14 protein-coding genes are annotated in these 17,627 nt (G+C 73.2%); 5 read left to right on the top strand and 9 right to left on the bottom strand.

The window, feature by feature from the left end; genetic code table 11:
• The first annotated feature begins 762 nt into the window (after positions 1 to 762).
• The gene (locus ACQKQD_RS12190) at positions 763 to 1,737 is read left to right on the top strand and encodes a helix-turn-helix domain-containing protein (protein ID WP_091683125.1); all 975 of its coding nucleotides are present in this window, start codon (positions 763 to 765) and stop codon (positions 1,735 to 1,737) included.
• A gap of 107 nt (positions 1,738 to 1,844) precedes the next feature.
• Here ACQKQD_RS12190 and ACQKQD_RS12185 read toward each other — a convergent pair whose 3' ends face one another.
• The 8 genes from ACQKQD_RS12185 to ACQKQD_RS12150 form a co-directional block, all read right to left on the bottom strand.
• The gene (locus tag ACQKQD_RS12185; RefSeq protein ID WP_331298139.1) at positions 1,845 to 3,563 is read right to left on the bottom strand and encodes an FAD-dependent monooxygenase; all 1,719 of its coding nucleotides are present in this window, start codon (positions 3,561 to 3,563) and stop codon (positions 1,845 to 1,847) included.
• Complete coding sequence (locus tag ACQKQD_RS12180) at positions 3,560 to 4,132, bottom strand: MarR family winged helix-turn-helix transcriptional regulator (RefSeq protein WP_427508467.1); 573 nt, start codon at positions 4,130 to 4,132, stop codon at positions 3,560 to 3,562. The genes ACQKQD_RS12185 and ACQKQD_RS12180 overlap by 4 nt, the downstream gene beginning before the upstream one ends.
• A 148-nt stretch (positions 4,133 to 4,280) precedes the next feature.
• Positions 4,281 to 5,333: a DNA polymerase III subunit delta' gene (locus ACQKQD_RS12175; protein WP_427508466.1), complete on the bottom strand. Its 1,053-nt coding sequence runs from the start codon at positions 5,331 to 5,333 to the stop codon at positions 4,281 to 4,283.
• Between the two features lie 167 nt (positions 5,334 to 5,500).
• Entirely contained in the window at positions 5,501 to 6,223 is a 723-nt protein-coding gene (gene tmk, locus ACQKQD_RS12170; RefSeq protein ID WP_085986749.1) for a dTMP kinase, read from the bottom strand.
• Positions 6,224 to 6,233: 10 nt separating this feature from the next.
• Positions 6,234 to 7,478, bottom strand: a complete 1,245-nt coding sequence (locus tag ACQKQD_RS12165; protein WP_020095558.1) for a D-alanyl-D-alanine carboxypeptidase family protein — start codon at positions 7,476 to 7,478, stop codon at positions 6,234 to 6,236.
• A gap of 207 nt (positions 7,479 to 7,685) precedes the next feature.
• Complete coding sequence (locus tag ACQKQD_RS12160; protein ID WP_427508473.1) at positions 7,686 to 9,062, bottom strand: septal ring lytic transglycosylase RlpA family protein; 1,377 nt, start codon at positions 9,060 to 9,062, stop codon at positions 7,686 to 7,688.
• A 468-nt stretch (positions 9,063 to 9,530) separates the two neighbouring features.
• Positions 9,531 to 9,854, bottom strand: a complete 324-nt coding sequence (locus ACQKQD_RS12155) for a ribbon-helix-helix domain-containing protein (RefSeq protein WP_020095560.1) — start codon at positions 9,852 to 9,854, stop codon at positions 9,531 to 9,533.
• Positions 9,838 to 10,485, bottom strand: coding sequence for an AAA family ATPase (locus tag ACQKQD_RS12150; protein WP_427508465.1), 648 nt, complete (start codon positions 10,483 to 10,485; stop codon positions 9,838 to 9,840). The genes ACQKQD_RS12155 and ACQKQD_RS12150 overlap by 17 nt, the downstream gene beginning before the upstream one ends.
• Before the next feature lie 372 nt (positions 10,486 to 10,857).
• On the opposite strand from ACQKQD_RS12150, the gene ACQKQD_RS12145 reads away from it, so the two are divergent.
• Together ACQKQD_RS12145 and ACQKQD_RS12140 are read left to right on the top strand one after the other, a co-directional pair.
• A complete protein-coding gene (locus ACQKQD_RS12145; protein ID WP_020095561.1) occupies positions 10,858 to 11,418 on the top strand; it encodes a PAS domain-containing protein in 561 nt (186 codons plus the stop codon).
• 106 nt (positions 11,419 to 11,524) lie between these two features.
• Positions 11,525 to 13,162, top strand: coding sequence for an acyl-CoA synthetase (locus ACQKQD_RS12140; RefSeq protein ID WP_427508464.1), 1,638 nt, complete (start codon positions 11,525 to 11,527; stop codon positions 13,160 to 13,162).
• Between the two features lie 43 nt (positions 13,163 to 13,205).
• On the opposite strand, the gene ACQKQD_RS12135 is transcribed toward ACQKQD_RS12140, so the two are convergent.
• Positions 13,206 to 13,391: a hypothetical protein gene (locus ACQKQD_RS12135; protein WP_056524620.1), complete on the bottom strand. Its 186-nt coding sequence runs from the start codon at positions 13,389 to 13,391 to the stop codon at positions 13,206 to 13,208.
• A 285-nt stretch (positions 13,392 to 13,676) separates the two neighbouring features.
• On the opposite strand from ACQKQD_RS12135, the gene ACQKQD_RS12130 reads away from it, so the two are divergent.
• Positions 13,677 to 15,041, top strand: coding sequence for an alpha/beta hydrolase (locus tag ACQKQD_RS12130; RefSeq protein WP_427508463.1), 1,365 nt, complete (start codon positions 13,677 to 13,679; stop codon positions 15,039 to 15,041).
• A gap of 229 nt (positions 15,042 to 15,270) precedes the next feature.
• Positions 15,271 to 17,517, top strand: coding sequence for a TonB-dependent siderophore receptor (locus tag ACQKQD_RS12125; protein ID WP_427508462.1), 2,247 nt, complete (start codon positions 15,271 to 15,273; stop codon positions 17,515 to 17,517).
• Positions 17,518 to 17,627: the final 110 nt, after the last annotated feature.

The following is a 17,627-nucleotide window of genomic DNA, read 5'->3' as shown; positions in this document are numbered from 1 at the left end:
CCGCACCGGTCCGTCGCCCGGGGCGATGGCGGCTGAGAGCCACCGACGCGGGCGCCGCCCCGTCCCCGGACCCGCACGGTCAGCCACCGGGCGGGTCCCCGAAGGACGGCCTGGGATCGCTCCCGGGCCGCCGCGGACAGGTGCGGTCAGGAGGCACAAAATAGGAACATTGTCAAGGCGATTCGAGCCACGCGCCGCCGTCGACGACGCTTCTCCGTCATCGCGAGCGCAGCGAAGCGACCCAGGGCGGCGCACCATCGGCAGGCGTCGCGCTGCTGGATTGCTTCGCTCCGCTCGCAAGGACGTCGGTGCCGAGAAACCATCGGCCGCGGGCACCGTCACGTGGGCCGAACCCTGCCGGCGTTCCGTCGCGCTTCCGGGTCGGTGCACCACGCACGGCCGTCATCGACGTCACATCGGCCCGGAATGCCGAGCGCCAGCGGACGCAGATCCGCTCGCTAAGTCATTCTCGGAGCTTGAGCGACGCAGGAGCGTGACATATGAGCGATTCGAATCGGTATTGCCGGATCTTTGCCGATGAAATGTCTATAGAGATCGGACTTATGGCCGTACACGGTTCGATATATTGCGAATAACAGAGACAATAAGTCGATTATTGCTGAATTGGTCGATCGAATATGGGGGTGATGTGATCTATCTGTCGTCGATGTCTTGTCTTCAGGTCACGCTCCGGGGCATCCGGCTCCGCGCAACGGACGGGTCCTCCGGAGGCCGCGCGCCGGCGCCTCTCCGAGCGGCCTGATGCGCCGGGTCTTCTCGACGGCCGGGACACATCCCCGGACGCGCTTCAAGCTCTGGCAGGAGGTCGTCGCCGAACGGATCGGGCCGATCGAGCAGCGGCGGCGCGCCGACGGGCCGTTCGCGGGCGAGATCGAGATCGGCGCCGTCGGCCCGCTGACCTTCAGCCGGATCACCCAGAGCGCCCTCACGACCACGATCACCGCCGATACGGTCCGGCGCCGGCCTGACGGGCTGATCCGCGTGAACTTCCGTCTCGCCGGCGCGTCCACCTTTCAGCAGCACGGCCGCGAGGCGGTGCAGGGGACGGGAGACCTCACCGTCATCGACCATCACCCGGGCGTGCTGGACGCGCGCACGGATGGCCAGACCCTGGTCATGGCCCTGCCGCGGGAGCGCCTCGAGGGCCTGCTCGGACCGGCCCGGCTGTTCGCGGCCCTGACGATGCCCGCCGGATCGGCCACGACCCGCCTGGTGACGACCTTCTTCGGGGATCTGCTCCGGGTGAACCGGCAGCTCTCCCCCGAGGCGGCGGAGCGCATGGCGACCATCGGCGTGGATCTGATCGTGGCCGCGCTCGCGGATCGGATGGCCCGGGAGGTGCCGCATTCCCTGCACGGCAGCGTCGTGGTCCAGCGCGCCAAGGCCCATGTCGAGGCGAATCTCGGCGACCAGACCCTCGATCCGCCCCGGCTTGCCGCCGCGATGGGCGTGTCCCTGCGCCGGCTCCAGGAGCTGTTCCACGAGCGCGGCCAGCACATCTCCGACTGGATCTGGGAGCGCCGCCTCGCGGCGGCGGCCAGGCGCCTCTCCGATCCGGTCAGCCTGCACCGCCCGATCGGCGTCGTGGCCTACGAGTGCGGCTTCGCGAGCCAGGCCCATTTCGCCCGGCGCTTCAAGGACCGCCACGGCCTGTCGCCCCGCGCCTACAGGGAAGCCGCGATCCTGCGCCTGTCCGGCAGCCGGCCGGATCCGTGAGACGCCGCGACTCCGGTGCCGGTCGCGCTCGGCCGGGACGCGGCGCCGGGACGAGGGGCGGAGCCGTGCCCCGGGGCACGGCACCGACGTCGCGGCCCCCGCTGCCCTCACCCGGCGCAAGCCGCCTCCGGCCGCACCGCTTCCCCGGCCGCGCGCCCCGCCGCGTCGAAGAGCGCGCGGCAATACGCGATCAGGCGGTCGGTCCGATCCGCGCCGCTCCGGAAGGCGATGTGCCCGTCCGGGCGCACCAGCACGAGCGCCGGCCGGCCCTCCAGCCCGTAGGCGCCGTGTGCCCGGCCGTCCAGATCCGACAGGACGGGCACCTCCGCCGCCGCGATCAGGGGGCCGGCGAGGACGAGCCGCGGACGCAGCCAGGGCCAGGGCGCCACGGCCCGGACCGCCTCCAGAAGGGCGGGCGCCGCCTCCGGCGACCGTCCGTCGAAGCACAGGAGCGCCCAGCCCGTCGTCCATCCGTCCGGGTTGTAGAGGAACGGGAACAGGCGCGTGCGCACCCCGTCCCGCGTCACCGGCGCGTCCGGCGCGCGCTGGCCCGGCTTCGGCCCCGGCCGCAGCAGGTGCGTCAGGTTCGCGAGGCCCGACAGGTGATCCGCGTTCAGGAGGCTGCCGGGATAGGCGACGCCCATCTGCTGCATGTCGTCCGTCCCCTGCAGCAGGGAGCCCAGGTTCGGCAGCGCCTTCGCGGCCAGCCCCAGCACCGTGTCGGTGACGGGGCCGCGATAGACGGTCCACCGGAACCCGCGCACCTGCTGGGCGCTCAGCCGGGCGTGCTCGCCGCCGCGCTCGCCGTCGTAGGAGTCGAGGATGGCGGGCGCCGCCTCGCCCCGCAGGGTCATGGCCAGCCGCCACGCGATCTCGACCGCGTCGTGGAGGCCGGCATTCATTCCCTGGCCGCCGATCGGCAGGGACAGGTGCCCGGCATCGCCCGCCAGGAAGACGCGGCCCCGCGCGTAGCCGGGGGAGACCCCGTAGGCGAAGCGGCTGTGGGTGAGCCATTGCGGGTCGCTCAGGGTGAGGGTCTCGTCGCCGGTGACCTCCCGGGCGAGGGCCTGGATCTCCGCGAGCGTCGGGTCGCGGTCCGGCACGCCGGCGTCGTCGGCCAGGAAGAACAGCCGGTGGTAGCCGCCCCAGACCGGCATGATGCCGGCGAAGCCGCGCGGGTAGTAGAAGAACCAGAGCTGGTCCGGCTCGGACCCGCGGCGCCAGGACAGCCGGGCGTCGACCTGCCGGTTCATGCAGCCCGCGAGCCGCTCGGGCTCGAAATCCAGGCCGAGCCGGGCGCGGACCGTGCTCCGGGCCCCGTCGGCGGCCACGCAGTAGCGGGCGCGCAGCCGCGTCTCCGGCCCGTCCGCGCCCCGCCGGAGGGTCACGGTGACGCCCGCCGCGTCCTGGTCGATGCCGGTCACCGTGCAGCCCCGGTCCAGCCGGCCGCCGCGGGCCTCGAACGCGTCGGTCAGGGTCCGCTCGATCACGTCCTGCCCGCTGTACAGGACGTCGGGATAGGGGCTGGCGACGTCGGCGATGGGGATCGGCGTCGTCGGCGCGCCGTCGACGAAGAAGTTGATGGTGCGGACCGCGTAGGCGTTCTCCGCCAGGGCGTCGCGCAGGCCGATGCCGGCGAGCAACTCCTGCGGGCGGGCCCAGAGATTGTTGGCCCGCGAGTACGCCCTGACCTCCGCGCGCTGCTCCAGGACTAGGCACGACACGCCGTGATGGCGCAGGGCGCAGCCCGCGGTCAGGCCGACGGGGCCCGCGCCGACGACGATCACGTCGGCGTCGTAGCCCGGGGCGGCGTGGGCGTCGGTCATCGGTCGGTCTCCTGTCGGCTTTCCTGTGGGGTCTCGTGCGGGGTCTCGTGTGGCGTCTCCTGCCGGGCCTCCGCGGCGATGGACGCGATGGCGGCGTGGGAGGCGCCGATCCGCCGCTGCAGGCCCTGCAGCAGCGCGGCGGCGGCCTCGACGCCCTCGGGCGCGAGGCCCTCGGTGAGCCCGTCCGACCAGAGGGCGTTGCGCGCCATCGCCTGCCGATAGGCCTCCGCGCCCCGCGGGGTCATGGCGACGAGGGGCGCGCGGCGGTGGTGGGGGTTGGGCGCGAGCCGGATCAGCCCGTCGGCCCGCATCTCGCCGACGAGGCGCTGCACCGACTGGCGGGCGAGGCCCATGTTGCGGGCGATGTGGGCGACGGGCAGCGGCGCCGGCGCGAGGGCGATGGCCCCCAGCACCTGCCAGCGGGCGCTGGTGAGCCCGAGATCCTGCACCAGCGTGTCGCCGGCCGCGAGCAGGTCGCCGTTGAGGCGGAACACCGCGACCACGAGGTCCGACAGGGCGTGCCGGGTCCGGTCGCGGTCGCGGGCTGTCCGAGGCGGGTCGGGCTCCATGGGGCACGTCCTGGCGGCAGGATATTGTCAGAATGACAGTATGCTGTCATCGCGCGGATAACGGCGCCGGCGCCGGACGGTTCCACGCCGGCGGCGGGCCGGATCCGGATGTCGGATACGGGCGACGGGGACGGGTGCCCGCCGGGCCCTAAGCCACCGCCGCGAGATCCCCGAACAGCGACAGCACGACCGGGCGCCGGTCGAGGTTGTAGATCGCCGCCTCCCGGGCGGCGCGGCCGAACCGGTCGGCGACCTCCACCAGGGCCGCGAGGCGGGCGGGGGGCTCGTCCCGGCGCCGGTCGATCTCGGCCGAGACGAAGCGCAGCACCGCGTCCTGGGCGGCCTCGAACCGCGCCTCGGCGTCGCGGCCCGCCAGGGTCTCGGCGAGCTTGAGCACCCGGCCCCAGTCGGGCGTGCGCGCCCGCGCCAGCAGGGTCTCGATCTCGGCCACGAGGCCGGCGGTGACCGGATCGAGCATCGCGAGCGCGCGGGCGACCGAGCCCTCGCACTGGGCCAGCGCCCGGGCCAGGGCGGTCTCGTCGGGCTGCGCGAAGGGCTCGGGCAGGCCGCGCACCACTCGGGCGACGTCCTCGGCCGGGAGGGGGCGCAGCATCAGCGCCCGGCAGCGGGAGCGGATGGTCGGCAGCAGCCGGCCGGGCTGGTGGGACAGGATCAGGAACAGCGCGCGGGGCGGCGGCTCCTCCAGCACCTTCAGCAGCGCGTTGGCGGCGTTGGCGTTCAGGTCCTCGGCGCTGTCGAGGATGCAGACGCGCCAGCCCGAATCCGCGGCCGTCGAGGCGAACAGGTCGAGGGCGCGGCGCACGGCGTCGACCGAGATCTTGGTCGGCAGCGTCTTGGCGCCGGCGCTCCGGTGGCGGCGCAGGACCACGAGGTTCGGGTGCGACAGGCCCGCCACCTTGCCGAGGACGGCGTCGCCCGCCGGCACGGCGAGGCCCGTCGGGCCCCCGCCCCCCGGGTAGGCGAGCAGGCGCCGGGCGACCCGGTAGGCCAGGGTCGCCTTGCCGATGCCGGGGGCGCCGCCGATCAGCCACGCGTGGTGCAGGCGCCCCGCCGCGATGGCGGCCGCGAAGGCGTCGGCCGCGGCCGCGTGGCCGACGAGCCCGAGGGTCTCGCGCGGGCGCGGGATCCCGGCGAGGTCCCCGGGCTCGACGTCGTCGGCGGCGCGGTCGGTGGGCTTCACGGGGCGGGTCTCACGGGGCGGGTCTCACGGGGCGGGCTTCATGGAGTGGGTCTCACGGCGCGGGCCGGCGGGCTCCGATCTGGGCGGCGCGCCCGCGCGACTGCTTACACGGCCGCCGGCCAGGATGGGACCGGTCGGGCCGGGACCGGCCCCGCCCGTACGGCCGCTCACGCGGCGTCGCCGCTCCGGCCCGCCCCCGCCGGCCGGTCGGGCAGGAGCGCCGGCAGCCGGGACGCGACGGCGGCGCGGATCGCCGCCTCGACCGCGTCGGGATCGCGGGACGCGTCGATCACCGCGCAGCGCCCCGGTTCCGCCCGGGCGATCGCCAGGAAGGCCTCCCGCAGCCGGACGTGGAAGTCGAGGGCCTCGGCCTCGAACCGGTCGGCCCCCTGCCCCGTCCGGGCGCCGCGCCCGGCCGCGCGGGCGAGGCCGGACTCGGGGGCGAGGTCGAGGATCAGGGTGAGATCGGGCCGGGTCGGGCCGACGACGACCCGCTCCAGGGCGTCCACGAGCCCGGGATCGAGGCCCCCGGCGGCGCCCTGGTAGGCCCGGGTCGAGTCGATGAACCGGTCGCACAGCACGGTCTCGCCCCGGCGGAGCGCCGGGCGGATCAGCCGGTCGAGATGGTCGATCCGGGCGGCGCTGAACAGCAGGGCCTCCGCGAAGGGGCCGTAGGGCTTGGCGACGCCGTCGAGCAGCGCCGTGCGGATCTCCTCCGCCCGCGGCGAGCCGCCGGGCTCGCGCGTCACGCAGACGGGCCGCCCCGAGCGCGCGCGCAGGGTCGCGGCGAGGCGGGCGATCTGGGTCGACTTGCCGGCCCCCTCCCCGCCCTCGACGGTGATGAAGGTGCCGCCCGCCCCGGCGGGATCCCCGGACAGCGGCCCGGTCACGCGCGCGCCGTCACGACGGGTTGGCCGCCCCGGCAGCACCCTTGTCCCCGCCCTTGTCGGTTCCCTTGTCGGTTCCCTTGCCGGCCCGGTCGAAGGCCTTGCGGACGAGGCCGGTGCCGAATTCCAGCGCCGCGTCCATCGCCCGCTGCGACAGGGTGCCGGGCTCCACCGCGGCGCCGGCGAAGAGCGGCTGGTCGAGGGCGACGGTGTCGCCGCGCTGGACGCGCAGGATCCCGACCCGCTGGCCCTCCTCCACCGGGGCGATGAGCGGCCCGGTATAGATCGCCCTGGCGCTGACCCGGTCGCTGGAGCCCCGCGGCAGCAGCACCCGCACGGGCTTCTTCGCCACCAGCGGCACCGAGCCCGACTGGCCGCCGAACACCGAGGCCTCGGCCACGGTCTCGCCCGGCGCGAAGACCTGCCGGGGCTCGAAGGCGCGGAAGCCCCACTCCATCAGCTTGCGCGACTCGGAGGCGCGGTCCCGGGCGGTCTTGAGCCCCGAGACCACCAGCACGAGCCGCTGGCCGTTCTGCACCGCCGAGCCGGTGAGCGCGTAGCCGGATTCCTCCAGGTAGCCGGTCTTGAGCCCGTCCGCGCCGATGTCGAGGGCGAGCAGCGGGTTGCGGTTCTGCTGGCGGATCTTGTTCCAGGTGAACTCCTTCTCGGCGAAGATCTTGTAGTAGTCCGGGTAGGTGTCGATGATGTGCAGCGCGAGCTTCGCCATGTCCCGGGCCGTGACCTTCTGGTCGGGCGCCGAGTAGCCGGTGGCGTTGCGGAAGGTCGAGTTCGTCAGCCCGATCTCCTTGGCGCGCTGGTTCATCAGCCCGGCGAAGGCCTCCTCGGAGCCGGCCATGTTCTCCGCGATGGTGATGGCCGCGTCGTTGCCCGACTGCACGATCAGGCCGCGCAGCAGGTCCGCCATCTTGATGCGGCTGTTCACCTGCGCGAACATCGACGAGCCGCCGCCCCCGGCCCCGCCGCGCTTCCACGCGTCCTCGGTGACGGTGAACTCCGTGTCCATCGACAGGCGGCCGGATTTCAGCGCCTCGAACACGATGTCGGTGGTCATGAGCTTGGCCATGCTGGCCGGCGAGAACCGCTCGTCGGCGGCCTTCTCGAACAGGACCGAGCCGGAATCGGCGTCGATCAGGATCGCGTGCGGGGCCGCGGTCTGGAAAGTCTGCGCGGCGGCGGCGGCGAGGCCGGCGCCCAGCGCGCAGGCGGCCGCGAGAAGGGTGAGAAGGGGTCTGCGCATCACCGTTCCGTCCCGCGCCTGCCGTCGGGCCGGAAGCGTCCCGCCCGTATCCCAATAACAAGCGTGACCATATTACGGTTTCGGCGCCGGATCGAATGCGAAATGCCGCATCGGCCGCCACATCGGCCGCCACATCGGCCGCCACATCGACCGCCACATGGGCCGCCGGACCCGTCGGGCGGCCGCGGGTCGGCCCGGGCGCCGCCGTCAGTAGATCCCGGCGAGGCGGGCGTGTCCCGCCTTGCCGGCGGTCTTGGTGGCCGGCCCCTTGGCGGCGGGGGCCTTGGGGGCGGTCTTGGCAGAGGTGGTCGCGGAGCCGTTCGCGGCCGGCGCACCGGCCTTCGTGGCCGACGCCCTGGCCGGCACCGCGGCGAGGCGCGCCATGGCGAGCTTGGCCGAGGCCGGCATCGCGGCGGGCATCGCGGCCGGGGACGCGCCGTGCGGCGCGGAGGACGGGCCCGACGACGCCTTGGCGAGCTTCACGGTCCCGGGCGCCGGGACCGCCCGGCGATGGACCTCGGCGAGGGCCGGGCCGGCCTTCGGGCCGGCCTTCCCGGCGGCATGACCGTGCGCCGGCGGCGCGGCCGGGGCGAGGCCGGGGGTGTGGGCCGGGTTGAGGCCCGCGACCTTCAGGGTCCCGGCCCCGAGGCCGCCCCTGGCGGCGACGGCCGGCACGGGGGCGGGCCGGAACTCGCGCACCCGCGGGGCGGTGGGCTGCACGGCCGCCGGGACCGTCACGGCGGCCGAGGCCAGCACGATCGGCGCGCGCACCGGCGCCGTCCGCTCGGGCCGGGCGGCCGGGGCCTCGGCGGGCGCCTTCCCGGCCGCCGTCCCGGCCTCCGTCCCGCTCTCCTCCGCCTCCTGGGCGGGTTTGAAGGCCAGCGCCGGGGCGGAGCGCGTGTAGCGCTCGGTGTCCTCCGTCGGGCCGAGATCGGCCACCATCACGGTCGAGCGGCCGGCGGGCCGCCCGTCGGTGCGCAGGCTCGCGAGGAGCTTGCGGTCGTCGCTGCCGGCCACCGAGGCCTTGCCGACATACTCGACGCGCACCCGCGCGGTGCCCCTGCGGTGGAAGCCCAGCGCTTCGGCCGCATCCTCCGACACGTCCATGACCCGGCCGGCATGGTAGGGGCCGCGGTCGTTGACGCGCACCAGCATCGAGTAGCCGTTCTCGAGGTTCGTCACCCGGGCGTAGCTCGGCAGCGGCAGGGTCGGGTGGGCGGCGGCGATCGAGTGGCGGTCGAAGACCTCGCCGTTGGCGGTCATGCGGCCGTGGAAGGCCGAGCCGTACCAAGAGGCGAGCCCCTCGCGGACGTAGCCGCTCGGATTCTCCTTCGGCACGTAGGTCTGGCCGGCCACCACGTAGGGCTTGCCGGTGTAGCGGCGCCCGCCGCCCTTCGGGATCACGTCGCCCTCGTTATAGAGGCGCGGGCTCGCCTTGACCCCGTATTTCGGGTCGATTCCGTTCCCGGCGGCGAGCTTCTGCTGGGGCGAGGTCGCGCAGTTGGCCGTGGCCAGGGCCACGCCCGAGACGGCGATGAGCCGCAGGGCGAGGCGCGCCGGCCGGGGAAGCGTCGTGCGCACCATCGTGGGGTTCACCAAACTCTACGCGTGAGCGGGGCCCGACCGGACCGGAGCCGGCCGCGTGCACTGGGCCGCGATCGGTCCACCCAGATTTGTAGCGGTCGCGTAAAGGAAGCCTGAACGATGGGCTGCGGCCGGGTTCAGGAAGCGGGCCGCGCGGCCGGTCGGTTCTCGAGCATTGCGCGCGGATCGACGGGCAATATCTTGTTCGGGAACGGATTTTTCAAATTCTAACTGGCGCGCCCGTCCGACCGCCCCCGGGCGCGGCGCTCCACTTTTCCGTGTGGGAGCGGGGCCAGGATCGCGATGGCTCGGGACCGAGCCGGTGCGGAGGCCGCGGGCCGCTTGATCCGCGCCGGCCCTCCGCGGCGCCGCGGTCCCGGAGGGCCGGAAGGCGCCGCGCGCAGCAGCGGCACGCTCCGGAGCGGCCGCGCCGCCCCGGGTGTAATAGGCCGAAGGCCGAGTTCGCCCTCAGCGGGACTGCGTGTCGGTGAGCTGCCCGATCGACTGGGCGCCGCGCTGCTTGAACAGCAGGTCGAGGCCTTCCAGCATCAGCGCGTGCATCTTGGTCCGCTCGGCGTAGGCGAGGTCGCGCAGCTGGTCGTAGACCGGCGGCTCCAGGTAGACCGACATCTGGCGGGCGCGCTGCTTGAGCGTGGCCGCCTGCTTCGGCGCCGGGGGCGCGAGGGTGAGCGACACGATCTCGGCGCCCTGCGGCCGGGCCGCCTGGGGCCGGGCCGGCGGGCTCGCCGAGGCCACGATCGCCGCGAGGCTGAGCTTAGGCGGCTTGGACATGCTGGCCCGTCCTCAGGGACTGCGTGCGGCGCTCGATCCACGACCAGAGGCGGCGGACCTCGCCGGCGGCCTGGCCCTTGGGGTTGAACTCGGTGACGCCCTGGCCGAGGCCGATCGCGTCCTGGTGGTCGGTGCGGGCGACGATGTTCACGTCGGGCAGGATGCCGAGCACCGCGAGCCCGTCCGCGGCGTCGCGGACCCGGTAGGAGCGCGGCGGGGTCTGGTTCAGCACGAAGGCGAACTTCTTCTCCAGCCGGTAGACGGCGGCCAGGGTCGGCTTGAACGCCCGCAGGTCCGCGGGGGTCGGCCGGCACGGGATGATGCACAGATCCGCGGCGCGGATCGCCGAGAGAGTGCCGGTGGAATCGACGCCGGGCGTGTCGATGAACACGTAGTCGTAGGCGGAATCGCGCAGGCGCTCCATCACGGCGTCGATCTGGGTGGCGTCGATCTGCGCCACCTCGGGACCTTCGGCCGTGCGGTGGTCCAGCCAGTCGGAGATCGTGGCCTGCCGGTCCATCTCCAGGATGCAGACCGTGTGGCCCGCCTCCCGGGCGGCCACCGCCAGGGAGATGCACAGCGTGCTCTTGCCGCTGCCGCCCTTCTGCGTGACGAAGGTGATCGCTTTCATCCCGGGCGTCCTCCAGAAGGCCCCATGCATCCGTCCGGGCGCCCGCAACTGCCGGTCGCCGCGCCGTCTGTGCCAACCTCAGGTATGGGATTCGCGGCGTGCCGCGATCCTGTGACCCAAGGATGTCGGGGCACAGGTTGGGGCCGACATGGTTAACGAGCCGTTAAGACAACGGTCCCTCGCGGATATCCCCGCCCAGTGCGGCAGCAGGACAGCAGTCTAAACTTCAAGTTAAGATTCTTGGCATATAGAGGGTTAACAGCCTTTCCAGCGACGCCCGGATACCGTAGCGTGAGCGCGGGTGAGACGAGGAGCTTGGTGGGGGTGAAAACCTCAAGTTTAAAGACAAGGATCGCCCCATCGAGGAATGGCATGTCCGAAGCCCCGATCCCGCAATCCATTCTGGAGGCCTCCGGCGTCGTGGGCACCTGGGCCCACGATTACTGGGCGGGGCAGCTGGCGCTCTCGGCCCCGCTCGCGGATCTGCTCGGCCTGGACCCCGAGGCGGCCGCCGCCGGCGTGTCCCTGGAGGCCTTCCTCGACCGCACCCATCCCGAGGACCGCGTCCGGATCGAGAGCTATCTCCACGCGGTGGCCGAGACCGGCGGTCCCGTCGAGGCGGAGTTCCGCACGAAGGACACCCGCACCGGGATCCGCACGCTGCTGATGCGCGGCCGGATCGAGCGCGACCCCGCCGGCGGGGCGACCCGCGGGCGCGGCATCGCCATCGACCGCACCGAGGAGCAGGCCGCGAACCTCGTGCAGAGCGAGCGGGTGGTGAACCGGATGGCCGAGCACGTCATCGCCCTGCGCGACCTCGCCCGCGCCCTGCACCGGCCGTCGCTGACCGACCGGATCGAGCACCTGATGATCGAGATCGGCTTCGAGCTCGCCCGCTTCCTGCCCGAGCCCGAGGACGAGCCGCGCCACTGAGCGTGCCACTGAGAGCGCGACGGGGCGCGGAAGCCCCGCCGGACCGATTGATCGCGCCCGTTCCGGCAAGCTACTGTCCCGGCAACACTTTGCCGGGAGGACGGGGATGGCCCGCGACACGATCTACGACCGCGACCTCGACCGCGTCCCGGCCAACCACCAGCCGCTGACGCCCCTGCTCTACCTGGACCGGGCCGCGCGGGTGTTTCCCGACCACGTCGCGGTGGTCCACGGCCCCCTGCGGCGGCCCTACCGGGAGGTCTACGCCCGGGCCCGCCGCCTCGCCTCGGCGCTGGCGGCGCGCGGGATCGGCCGCGGCGACACCGTGGCGGCGCTGCTCGCCAACACCCCCGAGATGATCGAGTGCCACTACGGCGTGCCGATGACCGGGGCGGTGCTCAACACCCTGAACACCCGCCTCGACGCCGACGCGATCCGCTTCTGCCTGCAGCACGGCGAGGCCAAGGTGCTGATCACCGACCGCGAGTTCTCCCGGACGGCCGCCGGGGCCCTGGAGGGGCTGGAGCCCAAGCCCTTCGTGATCGACGTCGACGATCCCGAGTACGACGGCCCGGGCGCCCGCCTGGGCGCGACCGACTACGAGGCCTTCCTGGCCGGCGGCGACCCGGAGCACGACTGGCGGCTGCCGGACGACGAGTGGGACGCGATCACCCTGAACTACACGTCGGGCACCACCGGCGACCCGAAGGGCGTGGTCTACCACCATCGCGGGGCGGCGCTGCTGGCCCTCGGCAACGTCATCACGGGCGGGCTCGGCCAGCACCCGGTCTATCTCTGGACCCTGCCGATGTTCCACTGCAACGGCTGGTGCTTCCCCTGGACCCTGTCGATCGTGGCCGGGACCCATGTCTGCCTGCGGCAGGTGCGGGCCGAGACGATGTACCGGCTGATGGCCGAGCACGGGGTCACGCATCTCTGCGGCGCGCCGATCGTCATGCAGATGCTGATCAACGCCCCCGATGCCGAGCGCCGCGACCTGCCCCGGCGCGTCGCCTTCTTCACCGCCGCGGCCCCGCCGCCGGAGGCGGTGCTGGCCGGCATGTCGGAGGCCGGGTTCGACGTGACCCACCTGTACGGCCTGACCGAGAGCTACGGCCCGGCGGTGGTCAACGCCTGGCACGCCGACTGGGACGCGTTGGCGGCCGACCAGCGGGCAGCCCGGAAGGCCCGCCAGGGCGTGCGCTACCCGGTGCTCGAGGCCCTGGACGTGCGCGACCCGGAGACGCTGGAGCCGGTGCCCGCCGACGGGGCGACGATCGGCGAGGTGATGATGCGCGGCAACGTGGTGATGCGCGGCTACCTCAAGAACCCGGCGGCCACGCAGGCCGCCTTCAAGGGCGGCTGGTTCCGCACCGGCGACCTCGGGGTGAAGCACCCGGACGGCTACGTGCAGCTCAAGGACCGCTCGAAGGACATCATCATCTCGGGCGGCGAGAACATCTCGTCGATCGAGGTCGAGGACGCCCTGTTCAAGCACCCGGCGGTCGCCGCGGCCGCGGTGGTGGCCAAGCCCGACGCGAAGTGGGGCGAGACGCCCTGCGCCTTCGTCGAGCTCAAAGCCGGCGCGACCCCCACGGCCGACGAGCTGATCCAGTGGTGCCGGGGGCGGCTGGCCTCCTACAAGCTCCCCCGCCACGTGGTCTTCTGCGAACTGCCGAAGACCTCCACCGGCAAGGTGCAGAAGTTCATCCTGCGCGAGCGGGCCCGGCAGGACGGGGCCTGATCCGCGCCCGGCCCGACACCCGTCGATCGGAGCGGCGGGCCGGTCAGGCCTGCGGCGGATCCCGGCGGTCGACGCGCACCGGCACCGGCACGGGCTTCGGGGCGGACCCGGCGTCGCGGAGGTCGGCCAGGATCTGGGCGACGAACGCCTGGAGCGACACGAGGCTGAACAGGGTGATCGACGCGACCAGGGCGGCGGAGACCAGGGTCTTGGCGGTTTCGGGATCCACGGCGGGAGTCCTTGGCTTCGCCCCGCCGCGGGCGATCCGGGCGGGGGGCGCCGCTGTGGCGCCGGTGCCTCCCCAAGGTGGGCGCGCCGCCCGCGCCGCGCCAGCGCCGCCGCGGTCGCGCCTGGCATGCGCGGAGGGCCGGGCTCGGCCGCGATCCCGGTCGCCGCGACGCTTCGTCCGGCCGGGGATGATCGCGCGGGACCGTGCAGCTTTCCTGGCTGGTGGAACGTTGCGTTTCCCGCAATAAGCGCCGGCGCGGAGCGGCGCGCATCCGGGAGAGACGGCATGGCCGGCAGCGGCATCGCGGGCGGCATCGCGAACGGCACCGCGAACGGCACCCGCGCGGCGCTGCGCGCCGCTCAGGGGCTGATCCTGGCCGCCGGACTGGGAACTGTGCTGGGAGCCGGGCCTGTCGCGGGCCCCGCCCGGGCGCAGGGGCCTGTCCCGGCCCAGCCCGCGCCCCTGCCCGCTCCCCAGCCCGCGACGCCTCCGAACGCCCCGCCCCGGAGCGCGGCGCCCGCCCCCGCCGCGCCGGGAGCGCCGGCGGAGCCGGGCCCGGCCGAGCCGGTGACCCGCGCCGGCTACTTCTACATCGGCGGCCGCTACCAGAAGCTCGGCGACAAGACCGTGATGGTCGGCCAGATGTTCGTGCAGTCGCGCACCCCGGCCCGGGTCACGCAGCCCTACCCGGTGGTGATGGTCCACGGCCTCGCCCAGACCGGCGTGAACTACCTCGCCACCGCGGACGGCCGCCCGGGCTGGGTGCAGCGCTTCGTCGAGAAGGGCTACCAGGTCTACGTGGTCGATCAGGTCGGGCGCGGGCGCTCGGGCACCAACCCGGAGGTCTACGGCCCCTACGACCGGCTCGGCACCCGCAGCCTGGAGCGCACCCACACGGCGCCCGAGGTCTACGACCTCTACCCGCAGGCCAAGCTCCACACCCGCTGGCCGGGCGGGGCCGGCGTGCAGGGCAACGCCGCCTTCGACCAGTTCTTCGCCAGCCAGGTCCCGTTCCTCGCCAACAGCCAGCAGACCGAGGAATGGGTCGACCCGGCCCTGGTGGCGCTGCTGGACAGGATCGGGCCGGCGATCCTGCTCACCCACGGTCAGGCGGCCCTGTTCGGCTGGGCGGCCTCGGACGCGCGGCCGGACCTCGTGAAGGCCCATGTCGCCGTCGAGCCGAACGGCCCGCCCTTCTTCGACGTGCAGTTCCGCGGCGGCAAGGAGTTCTGGGAGAAGACCGGCGACGGGCGCGCCCGCGCCTACGGGCTGACCCGCATGCCGCTGACCTTCGACCCGCCGGTCCGGGCGCCCGAGGACCTGACGGTGGCGCAGGCGGCCAAGGGGTCCGAATCCAAGTCCGACAGGGCGGCGGACGGGCGGATCCGCTGCTGGCTGCAGGGCGAGCCCGTCCGGTCCCTGCCGAACCTCGCCAAGGTGCCGGCCGTGGTGGTGACCGCGGAGGCCTCCTTCCACGCGACCTACGACGACTGCACCGTCGCGTTCCTGACCCAGGCCGGCGCCAGGCCGGACGTGGTCCGGCTGGCCGACCGCGGCCTCCACGGCAACGGCCACATGATGATGCTGGAGACGAACAGCGACGCCGTCGCGGACGTCCTGGCCGGCTGGCTCGCGGACCGGGTGAAGTAGCCCCGCGGGACCGCCCCCCGCCGCACCACCGATACGTGTCGCTACGGCAACAGGCGTCGCCTTCCGCGTGAAGGCCGCTTGCGGCCGCGTCCGGCTGCCCGTAGTCCGGATGGAGAAAGATCAAGTTTTACAGTACTTTATCACAATTCTAAACAGCGCGGCCGAGACGCCGGGGTGGGTCCCGGCGCGCGCGGTCGGCTGCCCGCAGCGTCGCATCCGGCAAGAGACCATGAGAGCCGTCCACCCCCTCCCCGGCATCACCCTGCGCGCCCTGCTCGCCGGGGCCTCGCTCGCCGTGCTGGCGCAGGCCGCGCCGAGCCTCGCCCAGGACGCGTCGCGCCGCGGCGGCGCCGGCCCGACCGCCGGCGGCAGCGTGCAGCTCGAGGAGCTGAGCGTCACCGGCCAGGGCGGCGGCCCAGCTTCCGGGGCCCCGGCCGGCGCACCCGTGCGCGGTGCGGAGAGCCCGACCGGCCCGATCGACGGCTACGTGGCCCGGCGCTCGGCGACCGCGACCAAGACCAACACCCCGCTGATCGAGACGCCGCAATCGATCAGCGTCGTGGGCCGCAAGCAGCTCGACACCCAGAACGCCCAGACCCTCACCCAGGCGACCCAGTACGTCGCCGGCACCTACGCGGGCACCTTCGGCGCCGACACGCGCCTCGACTTCTTCCAGCTCCGCGGCTTCGTGGTCAGCGATTACGGCCTCTACCTCAACGGCCTGCAGCTCCTGAACTACGGCTTCGCCTACAGCCGCGTGAACACGTTCGGGCTGGAGCGCATCGAGGTGCTGCGCGGCCCCTCCGCGGTGCTGTTCGGCGCCGGCAATCCCGGCGGCCTGATCAACCAGATCAGCAAGCGCCCGACCGAGACCCCGTTCGGGCTCGTCGAGGTCGGCGGCGGCTCCTTCGACCAGCGCTACGCCGCCTTCGACGTCGGCGGTCCGGCCGACGCCGAGGGCCACTGGTTCGGCCGCCTGACCGGCTACGCCCGCAACGGCGGCACGCAGGTCCAGGGCGCGCCGGACGACAGCTACTACATCGCCCCGGCCTTCACCTATAAGCCGGACGGGTCGACCAAGTTCACGGTCCTGTCGAGCTTCCAGCACGACAACACGGCCGTGACGGCGAACTTCCTGCCCTATTACGGCACGGCCCGGCCGACCGTGCTCGGCCTGCGCATCCCGCGCTCGCTCAACGTGGGCGATGCCGGCTTCAACACCTTCCGGCGCGACCAGGCCTTCATCGGCTACGAGTTCGAGCACGTCTTCGACGACACCTGGGCGGTGCGCCAGAACGCCCGCTACGGCTACACGCAGAGCTTCCAGAACTCCTATATCGGCCAGCTCGGCTACACCGACCCGCTCCAGACCCGGCTCGGCCGCTACCTGTTCCGGGATTCCGCCAAGATCGCGCAGCTCGACGTCGACACGCAGGCCGAGGCCAAGTTCTTCGACGGCTTCTTCCGCCACGACTTCCTGATGGGCGTGGAGTACCGGAACTTCCAGATCCACGACAACCAGGCCTCGGGCTTCCCCGGCCCCGACCTCAACATCCTCGCGCCCTCTTACGGCCCGCAGGCGGTCTCGGCCTCGCCCTACCTGATCAACGCCAACTCGTTCCAGCAGGTCGGCCTCTACTTCCAGGACCAGATCAAGCTCACGCCGGAGCTGACCCTGATCCTCGGCGGCCGCCAGGACTTCGTCCAGAACACCGTCTACGACCGCCTGACGCCCGCCAACACCAACGGCCGCAACGACAGCGCCTTCACCTACCGGGCGTCGGCGATCTACAACTTCGACTTCGGCCTCGCGCCCTACATCATGTACGCGACCTCGTTCCAGCCCCAGATCGGCGTGGACATCAACAACCGCACCTTCAGGCCCGATACCGGCGACCAGGTCGAGGGCGGCGTCAAGTTCGAGCCGCCCGGCCAGGGCTACTTCCTGACGCTGGCGGGCTTCGACATCCACCGCAACAACGTGCTCACCCCCAACCCGGTGAACACGATCTTCCAGACGCAGGTCGGTGCGGTGCGCTCCACCGGCTTCGAGGCGCAGCTCGTCGCCAACGTCGCCGACGGCCTCAACCTCGTGGCGTCCTTCACCAAGTTCGACTTCACCACCGAGCGGGATGCCGATCCGGTGCGGGTCGGCAAGACGCCGGTCAACATCCCCCAGACCCTGGCCTCGCTGTTCGCCGACTACACCATCCCGCTCGGGCCGTGGCGCGGCTTCGGCTTCGGCGGCGGCGTGCGCTACGTCGGCAGCTCCTTCGCGGATGTCGGCAACACCCTGCGGGTGCCCGACTACGTGCTGTTCGACGCGCAGGTGCACTACGATTACGAGAACTGGCGCTTCCAGGTGAACGCCTCGAACCTCGCCGACCGACGCTACGTCGCCTCCTGCCAGTCGAACGTGTCGTGCTTCTACGGCGACGCCCGGCGGGTGCTGGCGAAGGTCAGCTACAAGTGGTGAGGTGGCCCGGGCGGTTCTTGTTTGCGGCCGCCCGCAGCATGGTGACCAGCCCCGTCATCGCGAGCGCAGCGAGGCGATCCAGGGCAGCGCGACATCGGCGGGTGTGGCGC

The organism is Methylobacterium sp. NPDC080182 (assembly GCF_050281105.1).
Lineage (GTDB): Bacteria > Pseudomonadota > Alphaproteobacteria > Rhizobiales > Beijerinckiaceae > Methylobacterium.
This window is presented reverse-complemented; position numbering and strand designations above follow the sequence as displayed.

What these genes read in the sequence shown, in the direction of transcription:
- ACQKQD_RS12190 (WP_091683125.1), top strand. Translation starts at nt 763, where the DNA reads ATGCGCCGGGTCTTCTCGACGGCCGGGACACATCCCCGGACGCGCTTC.
- ACQKQD_RS12185 (WP_331298139.1), bottom strand. Translation starts at nt 3,563, where the DNA reads ATGACCGACGCCCACGCCGCCCCGGGCTACGACGCCGACGTGATCGTC.
- ACQKQD_RS12180 (WP_427508467.1), bottom strand. Translation starts at nt 4,132, where the DNA reads ATGGAGCCCGACCCGCCTCGGACAGCCCGCGACCGCGACCGGACCCGG.
- ACQKQD_RS12165 (WP_020095558.1), bottom strand. Translation starts at nt 7,478, where the DNA reads ATGCGCAGACCCCTTCTCACCCTTCTCGCGGCCGCCTGCGCGCTGGGC.
- ACQKQD_RS12160 (WP_427508473.1), bottom strand. Translation starts at nt 9,062, where the DNA reads ATGGTGCGCACGACGCTTCCCCGGCCGGCGCGCCTCGCCCTGCGGCTC.
- ACQKQD_RS12155 (WP_020095560.1), bottom strand. Translation starts at nt 9,854, where the DNA reads ATGTCCAAGCCGCCTAAGCTCAGCCTCGCGGCGATCGTGGCCTCGGCG.
- ACQKQD_RS12150 (WP_427508465.1), bottom strand. Translation starts at nt 10,485, where the DNA reads ATGAAAGCGATCACCTTCGTCACGCAGAAGGGCGGCAGCGGCAAGAGC.
- ACQKQD_RS12145 (WP_020095561.1), top strand. Translation starts at nt 10,858, where the DNA reads ATGTCCGAAGCCCCGATCCCGCAATCCATTCTGGAGGCCTCCGGCGTC.
- ACQKQD_RS12140 (WP_427508464.1), top strand. Translation starts at nt 11,525, where the DNA reads ATGGCCCGCGACACGATCTACGACCGCGACCTCGACCGCGTCCCGGCC.
- ACQKQD_RS12130 (WP_427508463.1), top strand. Translation starts at nt 13,677, where the DNA reads ATGGCCGGCAGCGGCATCGCGGGCGGCATCGCGAACGGCACCGCGAAC.
- ACQKQD_RS12125 (WP_427508462.1), top strand. Translation starts at nt 15,271, where the DNA reads ATGAGAGCCGTCCACCCCCTCCCCGGCATCACCCTGCGCGCCCTGCTC.